The sequence below is a fragment of the Ruegeria atlantica genome (genome assembly GCF_013033965.1).
Taxonomy (GTDB): Bacteria; Pseudomonadota; Alphaproteobacteria; order Rhodobacterales; family Rhodobacteraceae; genus Ruegeria; species Ruegeria atlantica_D.
Genome location: NZ_WQFE01000012.1, coordinates 44174 through 59789, shown reverse-complemented (window position 1 = coordinate 59789; position 15616 = coordinate 44174). Strand labels below are relative to the sequence as shown.

Genomic DNA, 15616 nt, shown 5'->3' with positions numbered 1-15616 from the left:
TCACAGGTACTTTTTGATGGCGATTAAGTCATCCGTGTCCGGGTCTTTGGCCGGGGATGACAGGCAGTGATCGACATGGTCGCAGATCAAGGTTTGTTTGGCGTCGACAACTGCCTTTTCCACCGCAATAAGCTGTTGCGCGAAGCCGGCGCAGGGTGCGTGCTGATCAGGCATGGATATCATCCGGGGCTGGTGCCGGTGCGCCCGTTTCAGACTTGTGTGGAACTGCGCGAGCGATGTGTGTTTGTGCCGTACCATACACTAACCCTATCCTCCGCATAAGGATATGAGCAACGTAACTTGCGGGTCCCTGCCGCAAACGTTTGGATGGCGTTGAGTTTAGGGGCCAAACCTCCTATCTCGGGGGCGATACCGGACAAAGGACAAGCCCCGTGGCGAACCATCTTTATAAAAACGACCTGCCGGACGGGTTGGATATGGGCCCTGTTGTGGCCATCGACTGCGAGACCATGGGTCTGAACCCGCATCGCGATCGTCTGTGTGTGATCCAGATGTCAGGTGGCGACGGAAACAGCCACATCGTTCAGGTCGAAAAAGGCCAGACCGAGGCTCCGAACCTGTGTGCGATGCTGGAAAACCCGGACGTTCTGAAATTGTTCCACTTTGGTCGTTTTGACATCGCCGCGATGTACCACGCGTTTGGCGCGTTGGCTGCGCCGGTCTACTGCACCAAGATCGCCAGCAGGCTGGTGCGCACCTATACGGATCGCCACGGGCTAAAGAACCTGTGCCAGGAATTGATCGGCGTCGACATCTCGAAACAGCAGCAGATGAGCGACTGGGGCGCCGAAACTCTGACGAACGCGCAGTTGGAATATGCGGCCTCGGACGTTCTTTACCTGCACCAGTTGCGCGAGGCGTTGGACGGACGTCTGGCCCGCGAAGGCCGCACCGAAATGGCGCAGGCCTGTTTTGACTTCCTGCCGATGCGTGCGAAACTTGACCTCGCCGGTTGGCCCGAAACGGATATCTTTGCGCACTCATGACCGATACCGAAGCATTCCTGAGAACCGCCCGACAGGTCGTCACCGACGAAGCCCGCGCGCTGGACGTGTTGGCCGAAAGCCTGGATGATCAATTTGCAGAAGCCGTGCAGATGATCCTGCAGGCCACGGGCCGCATTATCATCAGCGGTATCGGAAAGTCGGGCCATATCGGTCACAAGATCGCCGCGACACTCGCCAGCACCGGCACACCCGCCTATTTCGTGCACCCGGCCGAGGCCAGTCACGGCGATCTGGGTATGGTGTCCAAGGGCGATGTGGTTCTGGCGATTTCCAATTCGGGCGAAGCGCCGGAACTGGTCAATCTGCTGGCCTTTACCCGCCGCTTTGGCATTCCGTTGATCGGCTTGTCCAGCAAACCGGAAAGCACGCTGATGAAGCAGGCGGATGTGCATCTGCTGATCCCGTCACTGGGCGAGGCTTGCGGCTTTGGCATGGTGCCCTCAATCTCGACCACTTTGACGCTGGCGATGGGCGACGCACTGGCCATCGCGCTGATGAAATACCGCGATTTCAAGCCCGAGGATTTCCGCGCCTACCACCCCGGCGGCAAGCTGGGCGCGCAGCTTTCCACCGTGCGGGATCTGATGCATGCCGATCTTCCCGTTGTGACCGTGGGAACCCCCATGAGTGAGGCATTGCTGGTCATGAGCCAGAAAAGCTTTGGCGTTGTCGGCGTAACGGATGAGGCGGGTCATCTGGTTGGCATCGTCACAGATGGCGACTTGCGCCGGAACATGGATGGCCTACTGGACAAAACCACCGAAGAGGTCATGACCACCAACCCTATGACCATTGCCCCGAACGCAATGGCGGAAGAGGCGGTGGCGATCATGAACGATCGCAAAATCACCTCGCTGTTCGTCGTCGACCCCGAGACGCAAGGCCCCGCCGAGGGGTTGTTGCATATCCACGACTGCCTGCGCGTCGGACTGGGCTAGGCGGAGGATTGCGCGGTGGACAGACACTCACGCAGGGTACAATTCCTCAAGGTGTTGCTGCCTTTGGTGGCGATCGCGATGCTGTCCACCGTGTTCCTGTTGTCGCGCAGCATCGAAACCAACGTCAGCGTTCCGTTCACTCAGAAGGATATTGACGAACGCCTGGCGGATCAGGTGGTAACGCAACCCAACTATCAAGGCACCACCAGCAAAGGCGAGGATGTACAGATCGAAGCAAGCCGCGCAACACAGGGGACCGAGGGCGATGCACCTACAGCGGCCGAGTTTCGGGGCCGTCTGGGCCTGTTGAACGGCGGCGTGATCACACTGGATTCCAACTCTGGCATGATCCGTCCGGACAAGAATACGGCTACCTTTGTTGGCGATGTGGTTATAACAACAACGGATGGTATCGTCGTCACGACCGATCTTTTGAACACCGCGCTGGACGAAATTCAGGGCGATACGCCCGGTCAGGTCAACGGAACCGGTATCATCGGTGATTTCACGGCGGGCAGAATGACATTCGGGACTGAAAAAAAAGATGGACCGGTCCATATTATTTTTACAGATGGCGTGAAGTTGGTGTATGAGCCTCAAAAAGCAGAAAGATAACCTGTGTTCTATTTTCGTTTAGCCCTTGTAAGCTGTGCTCTGGTAACTGGTGCAATCTCTGCGACAGCCCAGGAAACTCAGGTTGCTTTCGGTTCGGCCAATGCCGACCCAAGCCTGCCGGTCGAGGTGACTTCGGAAAAGCTGAACGTAAATCAGGAAGACGGCTCGGCCGAGTTTTTGGGCAACGTTATTGTCATTCAGGGTGAAATGCGCCTGACCGCGGAGCGCGTGCTTGTCATCTATAACGAAGCCCGTTCGGGCATCGAACGGATGGAAGCGACCGAGGATGTGGTTCTGGTCAGCCCACCGGACGCGGCGGAAGGTGATTGGGCGGAATACACCATCGATTCAGGCGAGATCGTTATGAAGGGCAACGTTCTGCTGTTGCAGGGGCCTAGCACGATCAGCGGCGACCAAATGAATGCGAACCTGACCACCGGTAAGGCGACGATGACGGGCAACGTCAAGACAATCCTGCAGCAAGGGGCCAACTGATGGCTCAGCCAAATCTGACGGTAGCCGAAGGCGCGTCCGGCCTGAAAATCGAAAAACTCCGTAAGTCTTATCGCAAAAAGACGGTGATCCGCGACGTCTCCATGACCTTGGACCGATCCGAAGTCGTGGCGTTGTTGGGCCCGAACGGATCAGGCAAGACCACCACATTCTATTCAGTCGCCGGCCTTGTGTTCCCCGAAGCGGGTACGGTTACGATCGATGGTCAGATCGTCACCACTCTGCCGATGTACCGCCGGGCACGTCTTGGCATCGGATACCTGCCGCAGGAGATGTCAATTTTCCGTGGCATGAGTGTTGAAGACAACATCGCCGCCGTTCTGGACATCACCGTCAAGCATGCCCATCGCCGCAAAGAACGACTGGAAGAGCTGCTGTCCGATTTCTCGATCGAACATCTGCGCCGCGCGCCCGCGTTGGCCCTGTCGGGCGGTGAACGCCGCCGGGTCGAGATTGCACGTTGTTTGGCCGCAGATCCCAAATATCTGCTTTTGGATGAACCCTTTGCGGGCGTCGATCCGATCAGCGTCGGTGATATCCGCCATCTGGTCGCCGATCTGAAAAAGCGCGGAATTGGCGTTCTGATCACCGACCACAACGTACGCGAAACACTGGAAATTGTGGATCGTGCGTACATCCTGCACGACGGTCAGGTCCTGATGTCCGGCACGCCTGATGAAGTGGTCGAAAATGAAAACGTGCGCCGGGTCTATCTAGGCGAAAATTTCCGTATTTCATAAGCTTGCGCAGATTTGCGCCGAAGGCATGGCGGAAATCACGTATATACACGTCTGTTTTGATTGACTCTTCCGCCGTCTCTTGCCTCAATTGGAGCATGGCATTTCTTCGGTTCCCGACTGGATCACGACGCCCCTTCCTGGAAGGGGAGCCAGTGCGGTTACCGCAGGATTTGCCGATGTCCCCCACCCGATAAAAACAAGCGCGTCGCATTACGTGACGTCAGAAATGGGTGTGAATTGTGAAGGAGATCACATGCGTTACCAAATCAGCGGAAAACAGATCGACATCGGTGCGGCCCTGCAAACTCATGTGCAGACCGAACTGGGCGAGGTCGTGGGCAAATATGCCCAACGTCCTACGGACGCCAACGTCGTCTTTTCCCGTTCAGCGCATGAATATGTATGCGAAACCACAGTGCATCTTTCCACCGGCCTGACCGCTCAGGCCAAGGCACACGCAACCGAGATTTACGCGGCGTTTGAGGGATGCTGCGACAAGATGGAAACGCAATTGCGCCGCTATAAGCGCCGCCTGAAGGACCACCACAAGGATCGGTCCGAGCCTGTTGAACTCTTCGGAGCGTCGTCATATATCCTCGCCTCTGACGAATCGGAGACGGCTGACGAACCCGATACTCTGCAGCCCATGATCGTGGCTGAGATGGAAACCAAGATCCCATCGCTGAGTGTTGGAGAGGCGGTCATGCAGATGGAACTTGCCGGTGCGCCGGTGCTTGTGTTCCGAAATGAAAACAAGGACGGATTGAATGTCGTGTACCGTCGCGAAGACGGTAATATTGGCTGGATTGATCCGTAACAGGCAAGACTAGCAAGGCGCGCCTCTGCACATGCAGGGGCTACGCCGTGGAGCGTGATGATGGAGCTTTCGAGCATATTAAAGCCCGAAGCAGTACGTGTATTGTCCGCCGCTTCCAGCAAGAAGCGGTTGTTTCAGGAAATCGGCGATGTTGCCGCCGGGACTCTGCGTCTTGATGCGCAGACCGTCGTCGATTGCCTGCTCGAGCGTGAAAGCCTGGGTCCAACCGGAGTTGGACACGGCGTGGCCTTGCCACATGCGCGATTGGGCGATCTGGAATCTGTCTCGGGTGTGTTTGTTATGCTTGAAAAGCCGATTGATTTTGGATCGGTCGACCGGCAGCCCGTCGACATTGCCTTTGCGCTTTTCGCGCCTGAAGAGGCGGGTGTTGATCACCTTAAGGCGCTTGCGCTGGTGTCCCGAACACTGCGCGACACGTCCGTTTGCACCAAGCTGCGTGCCAACCCTGATCCGGTCAAGCTCTATGCAATTCTGACCGAGGCACAGTCCATGCAAGCCGCCTGATCTTTATATATATATATACGAAAAAAGCCCCCGATTTTCGGGGGCTTTTTCTTTGCCGCGGCTTTTTTGTTACCCGCCTGTTCCCATTTCCAGTGTCCACCAGATCTTTCCGCCACCTTCCTGGTGCCAAGCAAAACCCATCTGCGAGGCTTTGGGGTCCATGATCACGGCGCGGGGGCCAGGTTCCTGCATCCAGGCGGCCAGTGTCTCGGTCTCGGTCTCATAGGTTTCCGAAATCGCCTCGCCCAGGAAAGTTCCGTAGTAGCCCACACGCTGCGCGCGATCTATGGGCGACGATCCGTCCGAACCGAAGTGCCACGGGCGGTTTTGCCGTGCCATATCTTTGGAATGGGTCGCGGCCGCAGCATTCAGCTGCGAGTTTAGCTGAACCGCCTGCAAACCCTGAGCCTGCCGCAAGGCGTTAACAGAATCCAGCATGCGGAACTGCAGTTTTTCCGGGTTGCCACGAATCTTGTAGACCGTCGGCAGCGGGCGGCCATCAGATCCGTAAGTTGGCGTACCGCTTGGGGTGCAAGCAGCCAGCGCAACAAAGCAAAGAAACAGTAATGTGAGAATACGCGTCATGATCGACCTGATTATTGTGTCGTCATACGGCATAGCGCGCCATGCAGCCTTGGGCAAACCTGCAATGGCTGATTCTTGCATGTTTCTGCCGGTTTGATTTGCGATTGACGCATTCTGGCAATAAAATGCGTCAAAATTTCAGGACATCTTTCGCAAAGGACCGGTCGCTATGGTCAAGAAGCCCATTCACTCCTCCAGTCGCCGTGGATTTCTGGCAGGTGCCTCGGCCATGTTGGCATCGCCGGCGATTGCCCAATATATTCCCGGCGACCCTTTGCGCCCGGCGCCCGAGCCCGAGCCTCAGGTTCGTCGGAACGTCTCGGGTTTCCGTGCCTTGGATTGGCAGCCCTATTTTTCAAATACCGAAAATGGGGCCATTTTGGTCGATACCGTTTCCCGGGCGCTACATTATTGGTCAGATGATCAATCTGTGTATAAACTCTACCCATCGTCAGTGCCGTTGACCGAGGAATTGACACGCCGGGGCCGCACGAGCGTCATTCGCAAAGTTGAAGGCCCCAGCTGGTCGCCGACACCTTCGATGAAGAAACGAAATCCCGAATGGCCGGACCATATTCCGCCGGGTCCTGATAACCCGTTGGGAACGCACGCATTATACCTTAGCTGGAAATACTACCGCATTCACGGAACGCATGACACGCGCAAAATTGGCCGCCGGTCGTCGAACGGATGCATCGGTCTGTTTAACGAGGATATCGCCGAACTGTTCTCGATGACGAATGTCGGCACGCAAGTGTTGCTTATTTGACGACATTTTCGCGCACGAACCCGCTTGCGGCTCAAGTTGCAATTGCATTCCAGCCAGATAGCTGATTAGAAAAAACCACGAGGTAAGTCTTGAGTGTGCGGTTTCGCTATTTGGAACCGTGCAAATTCTGGAGGTTAATATGAAGAAACTCGTTCTCGCCGCTGCACTGACTGCTGCTGCTTCGACCGCATATGCTGGTAACCTGGAAGAGCCGGTTGTTGAAGCACCGGTTGTTGTAGAGGAAACTCAGGGTTCGTCGCAGGGCATCATCCTGCCGCTGATCCTGCTGGTCGTAGTTGCCGCAGCTGTTGCAGCAAGCTAATTTGACGAGCATTATCTAGAGAAAAGGCGGTGGATTTTTCCACCGCCTTTTTTCATGCCTGATTGAAGGACGCAGGTCAGTCCAGCCAGCCGTGAAGGTTATCCTGAATCACTTTGCCCAGCGCTGCGATGTGCGAATCGTCGTCGTTGAGGCAGGGGATATAGGTGAAGTTTTCTCCACCGGCTTCTACAAAACTCTCTTTGATCTCTTCGTTGATCTCTTCCAGCGTTTCGATGCAATCGGCAGAAAAAGCCGGCGCGATGACGGCGATGTTTTTCTTCCCCTGCCGCGCCAGCTCGGCCACGTGATCAACTGTATAGGGCTTTAACCACTCCTCTGGTCCGAATCGCGATTGGAAAGTTGAGACCAGCTGATCGTCCGACCAGCCCAGCCGCTCTTTCAGCAATCGGCTCGTTTTCGCGCATTGGCAATGATAGGGGTCGCCCTGCTGCAGATAACGCTCGGGCATGCCGTGATAGGAGCAGACCAGGATATCCGGCTTGGTTTCCATCGCTGCATAGGCCTTTTCCACTGATCCGGCCAAGGCGTCGATATAGGCGGGTTCGTCAAAATAAGCGGGAACGGTCCGTGAAGCGGGTTGCCAGACTTCGTCCATCAGCGCGCGGAAGAACTGATCATTGGCGGTTGCAGTCGTCGCGCCCGCGTATTGCGGATAGAGCGGGAAGAATAGGATGCGGTCGCAGCCCCCGGCCACCATCTTTCGCACTTTGGATTTGGTGGATGGATTGCCGTAGCGCATGCAAAAATCGACCATTACCTGATCGCCATACCGTTCCTGCATTGCGTCGCGCAGCTTGGCTGTCTGATCCTTGGTGATCGTCATCAGCGGGCTTTCGCCCTTGTCGTGATTCCAGATCGATTTGTACGCCTCGCCCGAGCTGAACGGGCGTTTGGTCAGGATGATGCCCTGAAGAATCGGCTGCCATTTCCATTTGGGATAGTCGATCACGCGCTGATCCGACAGAAACTCGTTCAGATACCGGCGCATCGGCCAATAGCTGTAGTCATCCGGCGTGCCGAGATTGGCCAGCAGAATGCCGACGCGGCCCATTTTGACCTTGGGATGGTCTGCGGGGGCATGATCGGGGCGAGTGGCGTCAAACATCTGATGCTTCCTGATATTTCTCTGTACTGGCCTGAGATAACCGTAAAAGCCGGGTCGTCAATTGGACAGTTTGCCTTCTTTGGTGCCTAGCGCATCGGCAAGGCGCGCTTTGGCCGATCCGGGGCGCAGCGGTTTTGGTTGGCTTTCGTCGGGCGACCATCCGGTCAGACAGATCAACTCATAGGTGGCGGTCAGTCGCCTATCGGGCGTCTGGAAATTGTCAGCATAAAGCTGCTGCGCACGGGCAAAAACCTGTCGCTTGGTGGGTTGCTTTAAGCGCCCTGACAGGCTGTTGGCTTCACCCATGGCGCGCAGGTCGTGCATTAAGTGGATCAGATCGCGGTATTCCGCCGTCAGACGCGCGGAATCTGCTACTGGTAGGGCAAGTCCTGCCCGCTGAAGCAAACCGCCTAAATCGCGCAGCTCTGCCATCGGCGCGATGCGAGGGCTGAGCCCTCCGGTTACCTCGACCTCGGCCTGTCCCAGCGCTGCGCGCAACTCGTGTAAGGTTTCTCCGCCCAGACATACGACCAATAGCAACCCGTCGGGGCGCAAGGCGCGGTGGCATTGGATCAGTTGCCCGACAGGATCGTTGGCCCAATGCAGCGCCATTGAGTGGATCACCAGATCATGCGCGCCGGGGTTCAGGAGCAATACTTCGTCATCGGCAGTGATCTCGGCCCCTGGCAATACGTCGCGCCAGATATGCGCAAAAGGCGTCACGATCGCCGGGGCCGTAAAGGTTTTGTTAACCATGGAGAGCCGATCCTGCACTTCGTCCACGGCGGCACGCTGCAGGAACAGGGCCTCATCTTTTGCGCGGGCACGGCGCCGGACAAGCGTCGGGCGATCAAACAGAGAGGGTGCATTGGACTCGGGCAGTTTCATAGGGCGCAACTATCGCATGTGGCAGCGGATTCAAACCGCCGTAGCGCTGATCTATCCGCCGCGCTGCATGGGATGCGGTGATTTGACCGAGGCGGACTTCGGTCTGTGCGGGTCCTGCTGGCGCGAGACGCCCTTTATCGGCGGGGTCGTGTGCGAAAGCTGCGGGGTGCCGTTGCCGGGGATGTCCGACGGGCATCGGATTGAGTGCGACGATTGCATGGCCGCGCCGCGCCCGTGGCAGGACGCGCGCGCGGCGCTGCTGTACAAGGGTAAGGCGCGGTCGCTGATATTGGCATTGAAACATGGTGACCGACCCGAACTGGCGCGTCCTGCCGCCCGCTGGCTGGCGCGGGCTGGGCAGGAGCTGTTCCGGGAAGGCATGCTGGTTGCACCGGTGCCTCTGCATTGGTCCCGGTTGCTGAAGCGCCGGTACAACCAATCGGCCCTGTTGGCGCAGCACCTTGGGAAAGAGGTCGGGCTAGAGGTGTGCCCGGACCTTTTGCTTCGCCGTCGAAGGACTTCGGTTCTGGATGGCAAAACAGCGGTAGAGCGGGTTGAAACCCTAGAAAACGCGATCATCGCCCATCCAAAACGAAAAACCCGCATGCAAGGACGCGATATCCTGCTGGTAGATGATGTGATGACGTCCGGCGCGACGCTGGCGGCTTGCGCGCGTGTCTGCGTTGCATCCGGAGCAAATCATATTTTCGTGTTGACCCTAGCGCGCGTTGCCAAGGATGCCTAATTCGCCCAAGATTATGCGAAACGCGAAGGTACGGAATATGAAACCGGTAGAAATCTACACCTCACCGCTCTGCGGCTTTTGTCACGCGGCCAAGCGCTTGCTCAAGCAGAAGGGCGTCGAATTCAAGGAGGTCGACGTTTTGATGCACCCCAAGCGCAAGCCCGAGATGATCCAGCGCGCCGGTGGCAAACGAACCGTCCCACAGATCTTTATCGGTACGCAGCATGTAGGCGGCTGTGACGACCTGTATGAGCTGGAGCGTCAGGGCAAGCTGGACCGCCTGCTCGCGGCCTGATGAAAGCCGCGCTGCTGCAGATCACCTCGTCGGACGATCCGGCTGAAAATCTGGACATGGTGCGTGCCATGATGGCTGAGGCAGCGGAGCAAGGCGCGCGGTTCATCCTGACGCCCGAGGTGATGAATTGCGTGTCTACCAGCACCACGCGGCAGCGCGCCGTTCTGCAGCATGAAGAAGACGACCAGACGTTGGCTGGCCTGCGGGATCAGGCCGCCGCGCTGGGCGTCTGGTTGCTGATCGGGTCGCTGGCGATCAAAACGCATGATACGGACGGGCGGTTTGCCAACCGATCCTTCATGATCGACCCGCAGGGGCAGGTCGTGGCGCGGTATGACAAGATTCACATGTTCGACGTGCAGGTCACCGAATCCGAGACCTTCCGCGAATCGAAAAACTACCGCCCTGGCGATACGGCGGTGATTGCCGACACCACATTCGGCAAGGTCGGTATGACCGTCTGTTATGACATCCGGTTTCCGGCGCTCTATGCGGCGTTGGCGCAGGCGGGTGCGCGTATCCTGACGGTTCCGGCAGCGTTTTCGCCTGTGACCGGGGCTGCGCATTGGGAATCGCTGCTGCGCGCCCGTGCGATTGAAACGGGCTGTTGGGTTCTGGCGCCGGCCCAGACCGGTGAGCATCCCAAAGCCCGCGGAAAAACGCGCCATACTTACGGCCACAGCATGGTCGTTGCCCCGTGGGGAGAGGTCGTCATCGACGCAGGAACCGATCCGGGCATTCACATTTTCGATTTGCATGATAGTTCTGTGTCTGAGGCGCGCCGTCGGGTGCCCTCTTTGACTCACGTCCGTCGCTTTGACGGACCCTGATCCAGAACCGGACCATGACTGACGAACACAATGCCCTTGCGGTCACGCTGTTCAGCGAAATCCTGACCGCAGATCAGCTGTTGCGCAACCGGCTTAGCAGGGTGCTACCCAAGGGCATGGAGATTTCTCATTTCTCGGTGCTCAACCATCTGGTCTTTGTCGGGGGCGAACGATCTCCCGCGCAACTGGCCAGCACCTTTCACGTGACCCGAGGAGCGATGACCAACACCTTGGCCAAGCTGGAATGGGCCGGATACATCCACATCCGCCCCGACTGGGACGACGCCCGCCGCAAGATGGTCGCCATCAGCCCCGCTGGCCGTCGTGCGCGCGATCAGGCGATTTCCTCGATTGCCCCACTGATCAACCGCGTGGTCGGTGAGCTGGGGCTGGAGCGGGTTCGTAGCACGTTGCCGGTTTTGCGAGATCTACGGTTGCAGCTTGAGGGGGAGTAAGGGATCTAATTGGTCATTGTAACGACCTGCTCCCATAAACCTGAAGCGTTCTTATCGTTTACAAACCTCATCCTATCGTACAGCTTTGCTTCCCAAGAGCGCTGGGCGACGGAGCGTGCACATCGAATTGCGCGCTCGAATGCAGCTTTTGCTTCTTCACTCCGGCCCAATTGCGAAAGAGCTATGCCCGGCCCAATTGCGAAAGAGCTATGCCGCGTTCAAGGTTAACAATTGACCCTCTAGCCTGTCCGATAGGTGTTAGGCGAGCCCAAACACTACTTACCAGTGCGACGTTACAGAAACCGAGTTTGATTTTGCCTTCGTTGCGATCACTTTTGCAGGCTAAACCGTTGAAGGCGGAAAACATCCCTACAAGCCAAAACACAATAAAGGCGAATGCTAGAATTGAGCCGAGGCTCTTGTGTGACTTTGGCGTGTTTACTGGCGGGTCAAATTTCATCTAAGCAATATTGAAGAGGTTATGCTAATCAAACGTTGGATGGGTGCTTGCACCCATCTCTCACAATAATCGTCGACAGAATAATGGGTGTAAACACCCATCCTACAACCCCGGCTTCACACTCGCCGTCACATAATTCACGCTCAGATCACGGTCCGAGATCGACCAACTCCATAGGATCGGGTTGAACACAAATCCCTTGCGGTCCACCGGCTCCAGCCCGGATTGGCGCAGCAGGTCGAACAGCTCATCGGGGGTGATGAACTTGTTCCATTCATGCGTGCCGCGGGGCAGCCAGCGCATGACGACTTCGGCACCGAAAATGGCCATCGCATAGGATTTCGGGTTGCGGTTGATAGTGGAACAGATCAGCAATCCGCCGGGTTTCAGCAAGTCTTGCGATGCGGTCAGAAAACCAAGGGGGTCGGCCACATGTTCGACCACCTCCATGTTCAGCACCACGTCGAACTGTTCGCTTGCGGCGGCCAGGTCTTCGGCAGTGGTGTGGCGATAGTCGATCTGCAACCCTGATTGTTCGGCATGGATACGGGCGACGGGCAGGTTGCCTTCGGCGGCATCGGCACCCACGACCTCGGCCCCCAACCGCGCCATCGGTTCGCTCAGCAATCCGCCACCGCAGCCGATATCCAGCAAACGCAGGCCCTCGAACGGCTTCGGGGCCTTCAAATCACGATCAAATTCGCCCGCGATCTGCTGTGTGATATAATCCAGCCGACAGGGGTTGAGCATGTGCAGTGGTTTGAATTTTCCATGCGGGTCCCACCATTCTGCGGCCATCGCTTCGAATTTTGCGATCTCGGAAGGGTCAACCGTGTTCGGATGCGCTTGCATTCCTGTCTCCGTATGCTCTTTTACGCTTAAGGACTATATAGGGCCATAATGGACAAGTACCCGGACCAAAAGCGCGCAGTTCAATATCTGTACCCGCCGATCGATCCATTCGATCAGCGCATGGTCGATGTGGGCGACGGGCACCGTATCTATATGGAACAATGCGGCAATCCCAATGGCATTCCGGTGGTGATTCTGCACGGGGGGCCGGGCGGCGGCTGCAGCCCCGCAATGCGGCGTTATTTCGACCCGGACGTTTACCGGGTGATTCTGTTCGATCAGCGTGGATGTGGGCGATCGCGCCCGCATGCCTCGGTCACGGACAACACCACTTGGCATCTGGTGGACGATATCGAGCGGCTGCGGACGCTGCTGGATATTGACGACTGGATCGTCTTTGGCGGCAGCTGGGGGGCAACGCTTGCGCTGGTTTATGCGCAGTCGCACCCGGATCGGGTCAGCCGACTGGTCTTGCGCGGTGTGTTCCTGGCCACTCAGGCTGAATTGGACTGGTTCTACGGTGGAGGCGCGGGCAAGTTCTGGCCCGAGCAATGGTCAAAATTCACCGCTCTGCTGTCGGAAAATGAACTGAGCGACACGATCGGCGCCTATAACAAACGCCTGTTCTCAGGGGATCGCGCGACCGAGATCCTGTATGCCCGGGCTTGGTCCAGCTGGGAAAACGCGCTGGCCTCGATCCACTCGCATGGCGCGACTGGGGAAAGCCCCGGTGAATACGCGCGGGCCTTTGCGCGGCTTGAGAATCACTATTTCATGAACGGCGCGTTTCTGGAACGCGACGGGCAGATTCTGGACCAGATGGACAGGATCGCGCATATCCCCGGCCATATCGTGCAGGGGCGGTACGACATGATCTGTCCGCCTCAGGCCGCTTGGAACCTTGCCCAGCTTTGGCCCAATGCCGAGCTGAAGATGGTGCGGCAGGCCGGGCATGCGCTGTCTGAACCCGGAATAAGCGCCGAGCTGGTTCGAATCATGGACCGCGTGGCGGAGGGTGCGTCATGACCCGGATCGACCGTCGTGCCCTGTTTGCTTCCGGTGCTGCCGCCGCGTTGCTGGCGGCGACGGGTGCCACTTTGGCCGATGCGCCCAAAGTGGGCGGCACCCTGCGTCTGGCAGTGCCACGCGATGACAGCCTTGATCAGGTCGCCCGAGGGGCGGTGTTCGACACGCTGACCGAGATTGCCCCCGATGGTACCCTGCGCGGAGAGCTTGCGACCGGTTGGCAGACTGATTCCCAAGCTCGCATCTGGACCTTTGATCTGCGCGACGCTGCGCGTTTTCACGATGGCGCTGCCTTTGATATCAGCGATGTTATGGTCGTTCTGGGCGATGTTGGGCGTGTCGAAGCTATGTCGGAGAATCGTGTACGTCTTGAGTTGACCAAGGCCAACCCGGGCCTTCCTTTCCTTCTGTCCGACAGCAGGTTCGTTATCACGCGCAATGGGCAAGGTGTGACGCCCCTGCAGGGCGCGAATGGTACCGGGTGCTATCGGGTTGAACGTGCAGATGATAATCGTCACTTCCTTGGACGCCGTGTTGCGGGCCATTACAAAGATGGTTCAGCAGGCTGGGCCGAAACCTTCGAAGTTATCGTCATCCCGGATGCACGTGTGCGGACAGAGGCGCTGCGAGACGGCTTTGTGGACGTCGCCGCATTGCCGCAGAGCGAAGGACTGAGCGCGCACCGCGGATTGCGGTTTTTCCCAAGCGAAGCCGATATGGCACTGGGCGTTGCCGGACATGTCGGCATGCCACGTCAGATCGGAGCGGATCGGCCTCTGGATGATGGCCGAATTGCCGAGCGTTGGTGGTTGATTTAACCCCCGCTCACTCGCCTGCCTTCAATTTTGTTCGATTTTTTGCTATTGTATGCGCTATATTGGTTGAATTGTTTCGAAAATGGGAGAAGTCCCATGAAAGTCGAAGGTCTAAAGAGTTTAACGATAATCATTTTGTCCGGTGTGCTGGCGTATGTCACCGTGTTTGCCTTGAAAACAGGTAAAGACGTGACAGTAAAAGTCAGCAAAAACGGGACGATAGAGTTAGATGCCCGCGACGGGCAGTCGCTCACTCAGTTGCTGGATAACGGTTTTGAGGCCGTAAAGACGACACCAGAGGATGACGAAGAGACGACAGCGCGGAAACTGTCCGAGATGCGCGCTTTGAGGCGCACGTTGAAATCGCATGGCTATTACGCCCTGAATGATTCGGAGCTGGTGCACAAGATTCGCGGGCTGGAAAAGGACGATTCCCTGTCGGTCGAGCTGCGCGAAGTGCTTTATGATCTGGAAGGTCCGTTTTCGTTGCCGGGAACGTTGCGCGGAGCGGATTCCCGGATGTGGCAGGCGATCGCGGATCTGTACGAAGGGATAAAAGCCGAACCCCGCGACGACAGCCAGTTGTTTGCAACACTCTATACGAAGTTCATTCAGCAAGAGACCGTGTTCAGTCCCTTCAAGCACGAGGTAACAGCCGAAGGCGTGTTGTTGCATGACACAAATGCGGACGACAAACCGATGATGTTCACCTGCCCCGACAGTTTTCTGAAACAGGGGATCACTGTTCTGGTCAAGCCGGTCGGTGGGTCATCCAACATCATGCGACAGTTTACGGTGCAGCAGAACGCTATGTTTCACGCCTGTGCCGCGCGGACGCCGTTTGAGTTCCTGTCGGGATCTGAAATGAAACTGGGGCTGAACAGGGTGGCCTTTGATCAACTCTTCCCGCCACGGCTAGCTGACGCCGAACGGTTTCAGGGCAGAGGCACGCTGTCCGTGATTATCTATCCGCGCAATACGCAGCCTGCGCTTTTTGCATCTTCGGCGGAATAGGAGGTTTCAATGGAAAAACGCATTGCTCTATTCGCTACTATCGCGATTGTCGCCATCGCTTTGTCAGGGGGCGCACAGTCCCAGGGACGTCAATGCCTGTTTGACGGCGAGGTTTACGAAGACGGGGATCGGGTTGGTCCTTACGTCTGTGCGAATGGTGAGTGGATTCTCTCGAACTGATATTGTGATTGCTCATCCCAGTGCTTGGGCTTGCAATCTTGTAGTCGCTTGGCTATATGGCCGTTAACAGCGGCGTGT

Annotated in this window: 22 protein-coding genes; 17 read left to right on the top strand and 5 right to left on the bottom strand. The window is 57.3% G+C overall.

Going from position 1 to position 15616, the window contains the following annotated elements; translation table 11 throughout:
• Positions 1-258: a metal-sensing transcriptional repressor gene (locus GOW16_RS18860; RefSeq protein ID WP_170418281.1), complete on the bottom strand. Its 258-nt coding sequence runs from the start codon at positions 256-258 to the stop codon at positions 1-3.
• Between the two features lie 134 nt (positions 259-392).
• Here GOW16_RS18860 and GOW16_RS18855 point away from each other — a divergent pair, with 134 nt between their 5' ends.
• The 7 genes from GOW16_RS18855 to GOW16_RS18825 all read left to right on the top strand — a co-directional run bounded on the left by GOW16_RS18855 (position 393) and on the right by GOW16_RS18825 (position 5176).
• Positions 393-1007, top strand: a complete 615-nt coding sequence (locus tag GOW16_RS18855; RefSeq protein WP_170418268.1) for a ribonuclease D — start codon at positions 393-395, stop codon at positions 1005-1007.
• Positions 1004-1966: a KpsF/GutQ family sugar-phosphate isomerase gene (locus tag GOW16_RS18850; protein ID WP_170418265.1), complete on the top strand. Its 963-nt coding sequence runs from the start codon at positions 1004-1006 to the stop codon at positions 1964-1966. Before GOW16_RS18855 ends, GOW16_RS18850 begins: the two co-directional genes overlap by 4 nt.
• 15 nt (positions 1967-1981) lie before the next feature.
• Complete coding sequence (lptC, locus tag GOW16_RS18845; protein WP_170418262.1) at positions 1982-2581, top strand: LPS export ABC transporter periplasmic protein LptC; 600 nt, start codon at positions 1982-1984, stop codon at positions 2579-2581.
• A 3-nt stretch (positions 2582-2584) separates the two neighbouring features.
• On the top strand, positions 2585-3076 hold the full coding sequence (locus tag GOW16_RS18840) for an LptA/OstA family protein (protein WP_170418258.1): 492 nt from the start codon (positions 2585-2587) through the stop codon (positions 3074-3076).
• The gene (gene lptB / locus GOW16_RS18835) at positions 3076-3834 is read left to right on the top strand and encodes an LPS export ABC transporter ATP-binding protein (protein WP_170418255.1); all 759 of its coding nucleotides are present in this window, start codon (positions 3076-3078) and stop codon (positions 3832-3834) included. Before GOW16_RS18840 ends, lptB begins: the two co-directional genes overlap by 1 nt.
• Positions 3835-4087: 253 nt before the next feature.
• Positions 4088-4651 carry a ribosome hibernation-promoting factor, HPF/YfiA family gene (gene hpf, locus GOW16_RS18830; protein WP_058273067.1) on the top strand — a complete coding sequence of 188 codons (564 nt, stop codon included), beginning with the start codon at positions 4088-4090 and terminating at the stop codon, positions 4649-4651.
• A gap of 60 nt (positions 4652-4711) precedes the next feature.
• Positions 4712-5176 (top strand): PTS sugar transporter subunit IIA, encoded by a 465-nt coding sequence (locus GOW16_RS18825; protein ID WP_170418252.1) that lies wholly within the window; start codon positions 4712-4714, stop codon positions 5174-5176.
• A gap of 69 nt (positions 5177-5245) precedes the next feature.
• Here the strand turns inward: GOW16_RS18825 and GOW16_RS18820 are convergent, their stop codons facing one another.
• Positions 5246-5761 carry a CAP domain-containing protein gene (locus tag GOW16_RS18820; RefSeq protein ID WP_170418567.1) on the bottom strand — a complete coding sequence of 172 codons (516 nt, stop codon included), beginning with the start codon at positions 5759-5761 and terminating at the stop codon, positions 5246-5248.
• Positions 5762-5930: 169 nt separating this feature from the next.
• Here GOW16_RS18820 and GOW16_RS18815 point away from each other — a divergent pair, with 169 nt between their 5' ends.
• A complete protein-coding gene (locus tag GOW16_RS18815) occupies positions 5931-6530 on the top strand; it encodes a L,D-transpeptidase (protein WP_170418249.1) in 600 nt (199 codons plus the stop codon).
• 139 nt (positions 6531-6669) lie between these two features.
• Positions 6670-6852 carry a hypothetical protein gene (locus tag GOW16_RS18810; protein WP_010442520.1) on the top strand — a complete coding sequence of 61 codons (183 nt, stop codon included), beginning with the start codon at positions 6670-6672 and terminating at the stop codon, positions 6850-6852.
• A 76-nt stretch (positions 6853-6928) separates the two neighbouring features.
• On the opposite strand, the gene hemH is transcribed toward GOW16_RS18810, so the two are convergent.
• Together hemH and GOW16_RS18800 are read right to left on the bottom strand one after the other, a co-directional pair.
• Positions 6929-7978: a ferrochelatase gene (hemH, locus tag GOW16_RS18805; protein ID WP_170418247.1), complete on the bottom strand. Its 1050-nt coding sequence runs from the start codon at positions 7976-7978 to the stop codon at positions 6929-6931.
• A gap of 57 nt (positions 7979-8035) precedes the next feature.
• Entirely contained in the window at positions 8036-8866 is an 831-nt protein-coding gene (locus GOW16_RS18800; RefSeq protein WP_170418244.1) for a methyltransferase domain-containing protein, read from the bottom strand.
• A 16-nt stretch (positions 8867-8882) separates the two neighbouring features.
• On the opposite strand from GOW16_RS18800, the gene GOW16_RS18795 reads away from it, so the two are divergent.
• Genes GOW16_RS18795 through GOW16_RS18780 form a run of 4 tightly spaced genes read left to right on the top strand, consistent with a single transcriptional unit; the run spans position 8883 to position 11191 of the window.
• On the top strand, positions 8883-9611 hold the full coding sequence (locus GOW16_RS18795; protein WP_170418240.1) for a ComF family protein: 729 nt from the start codon (positions 8883-8885) through the stop codon (positions 9609-9611).
• A gap of 37 nt (positions 9612-9648) precedes the next feature.
• Positions 9649-9906, top strand: coding sequence for a glutaredoxin 3 (grxC, locus tag GOW16_RS18790; protein WP_050605571.1), 258 nt, complete (start codon positions 9649-9651; stop codon positions 9904-9906).
• Positions 9906-10736, top strand: a complete 831-nt coding sequence (locus GOW16_RS18785; RefSeq protein WP_170418236.1) for a carbon-nitrogen hydrolase family protein — start codon at positions 9906-9908, stop codon at positions 10734-10736. Before grxC ends, GOW16_RS18785 begins: the two co-directional genes overlap by 1 nt.
• Before the next feature lie 14 nt (positions 10737-10750).
• A complete protein-coding gene (locus GOW16_RS18780; RefSeq protein WP_170418232.1) occupies positions 10751-11191 on the top strand; it encodes a MarR family winged helix-turn-helix transcriptional regulator in 441 nt (146 codons plus the stop codon).
• Between the two features lie 562 nt (positions 11192-11753).
• On the opposite strand, the gene ubiG is transcribed toward GOW16_RS18780, so the two are convergent.
• A complete protein-coding gene (gene ubiG / locus GOW16_RS18775) occupies positions 11754-12503 on the bottom strand; it encodes a bifunctional 2-polyprenyl-6-hydroxyphenol methylase/3-demethylubiquinol 3-O-methyltransferase UbiG (protein ID WP_170418229.1) in 750 nt (249 codons plus the stop codon).
• Between the two features lie 48 nt (positions 12504-12551).
• Here ubiG and pip point away from each other — a divergent pair, with 48 nt between their 5' ends.
• From pip to GOW16_RS18755, 4 genes are all read left to right on the top strand, one after another.
• Positions 12552-13529 carry a prolyl aminopeptidase gene (gene pip / locus GOW16_RS18770; RefSeq protein WP_170418225.1) on the top strand — a complete coding sequence of 326 codons (978 nt, stop codon included), beginning with the start codon at positions 12552-12554 and terminating at the stop codon, positions 13527-13529.
• Positions 13526-14347, top strand: a complete 822-nt coding sequence (locus GOW16_RS18765) for an ABC transporter substrate-binding protein (RefSeq protein ID WP_170418221.1) — start codon at positions 13526-13528, stop codon at positions 14345-14347. Before pip ends, GOW16_RS18765 begins: the two co-directional genes overlap by 4 nt.
• 93 nt (positions 14348-14440) lie before the next feature.
• Complete coding sequence (locus GOW16_RS18760; RefSeq protein WP_170418218.1) at positions 14441-15358, top strand: hypothetical protein; 918 nt, start codon at positions 14441-14443, stop codon at positions 15356-15358.
• 9 nt (positions 15359-15367) lie between these two features.
• A complete protein-coding gene (locus GOW16_RS18755) occupies positions 15368-15538 on the top strand; it encodes a hypothetical protein (RefSeq protein ID WP_170418215.1) in 171 nt (56 codons plus the stop codon).
• Positions 15539-15616 lie beyond the last annotated feature (78 nt).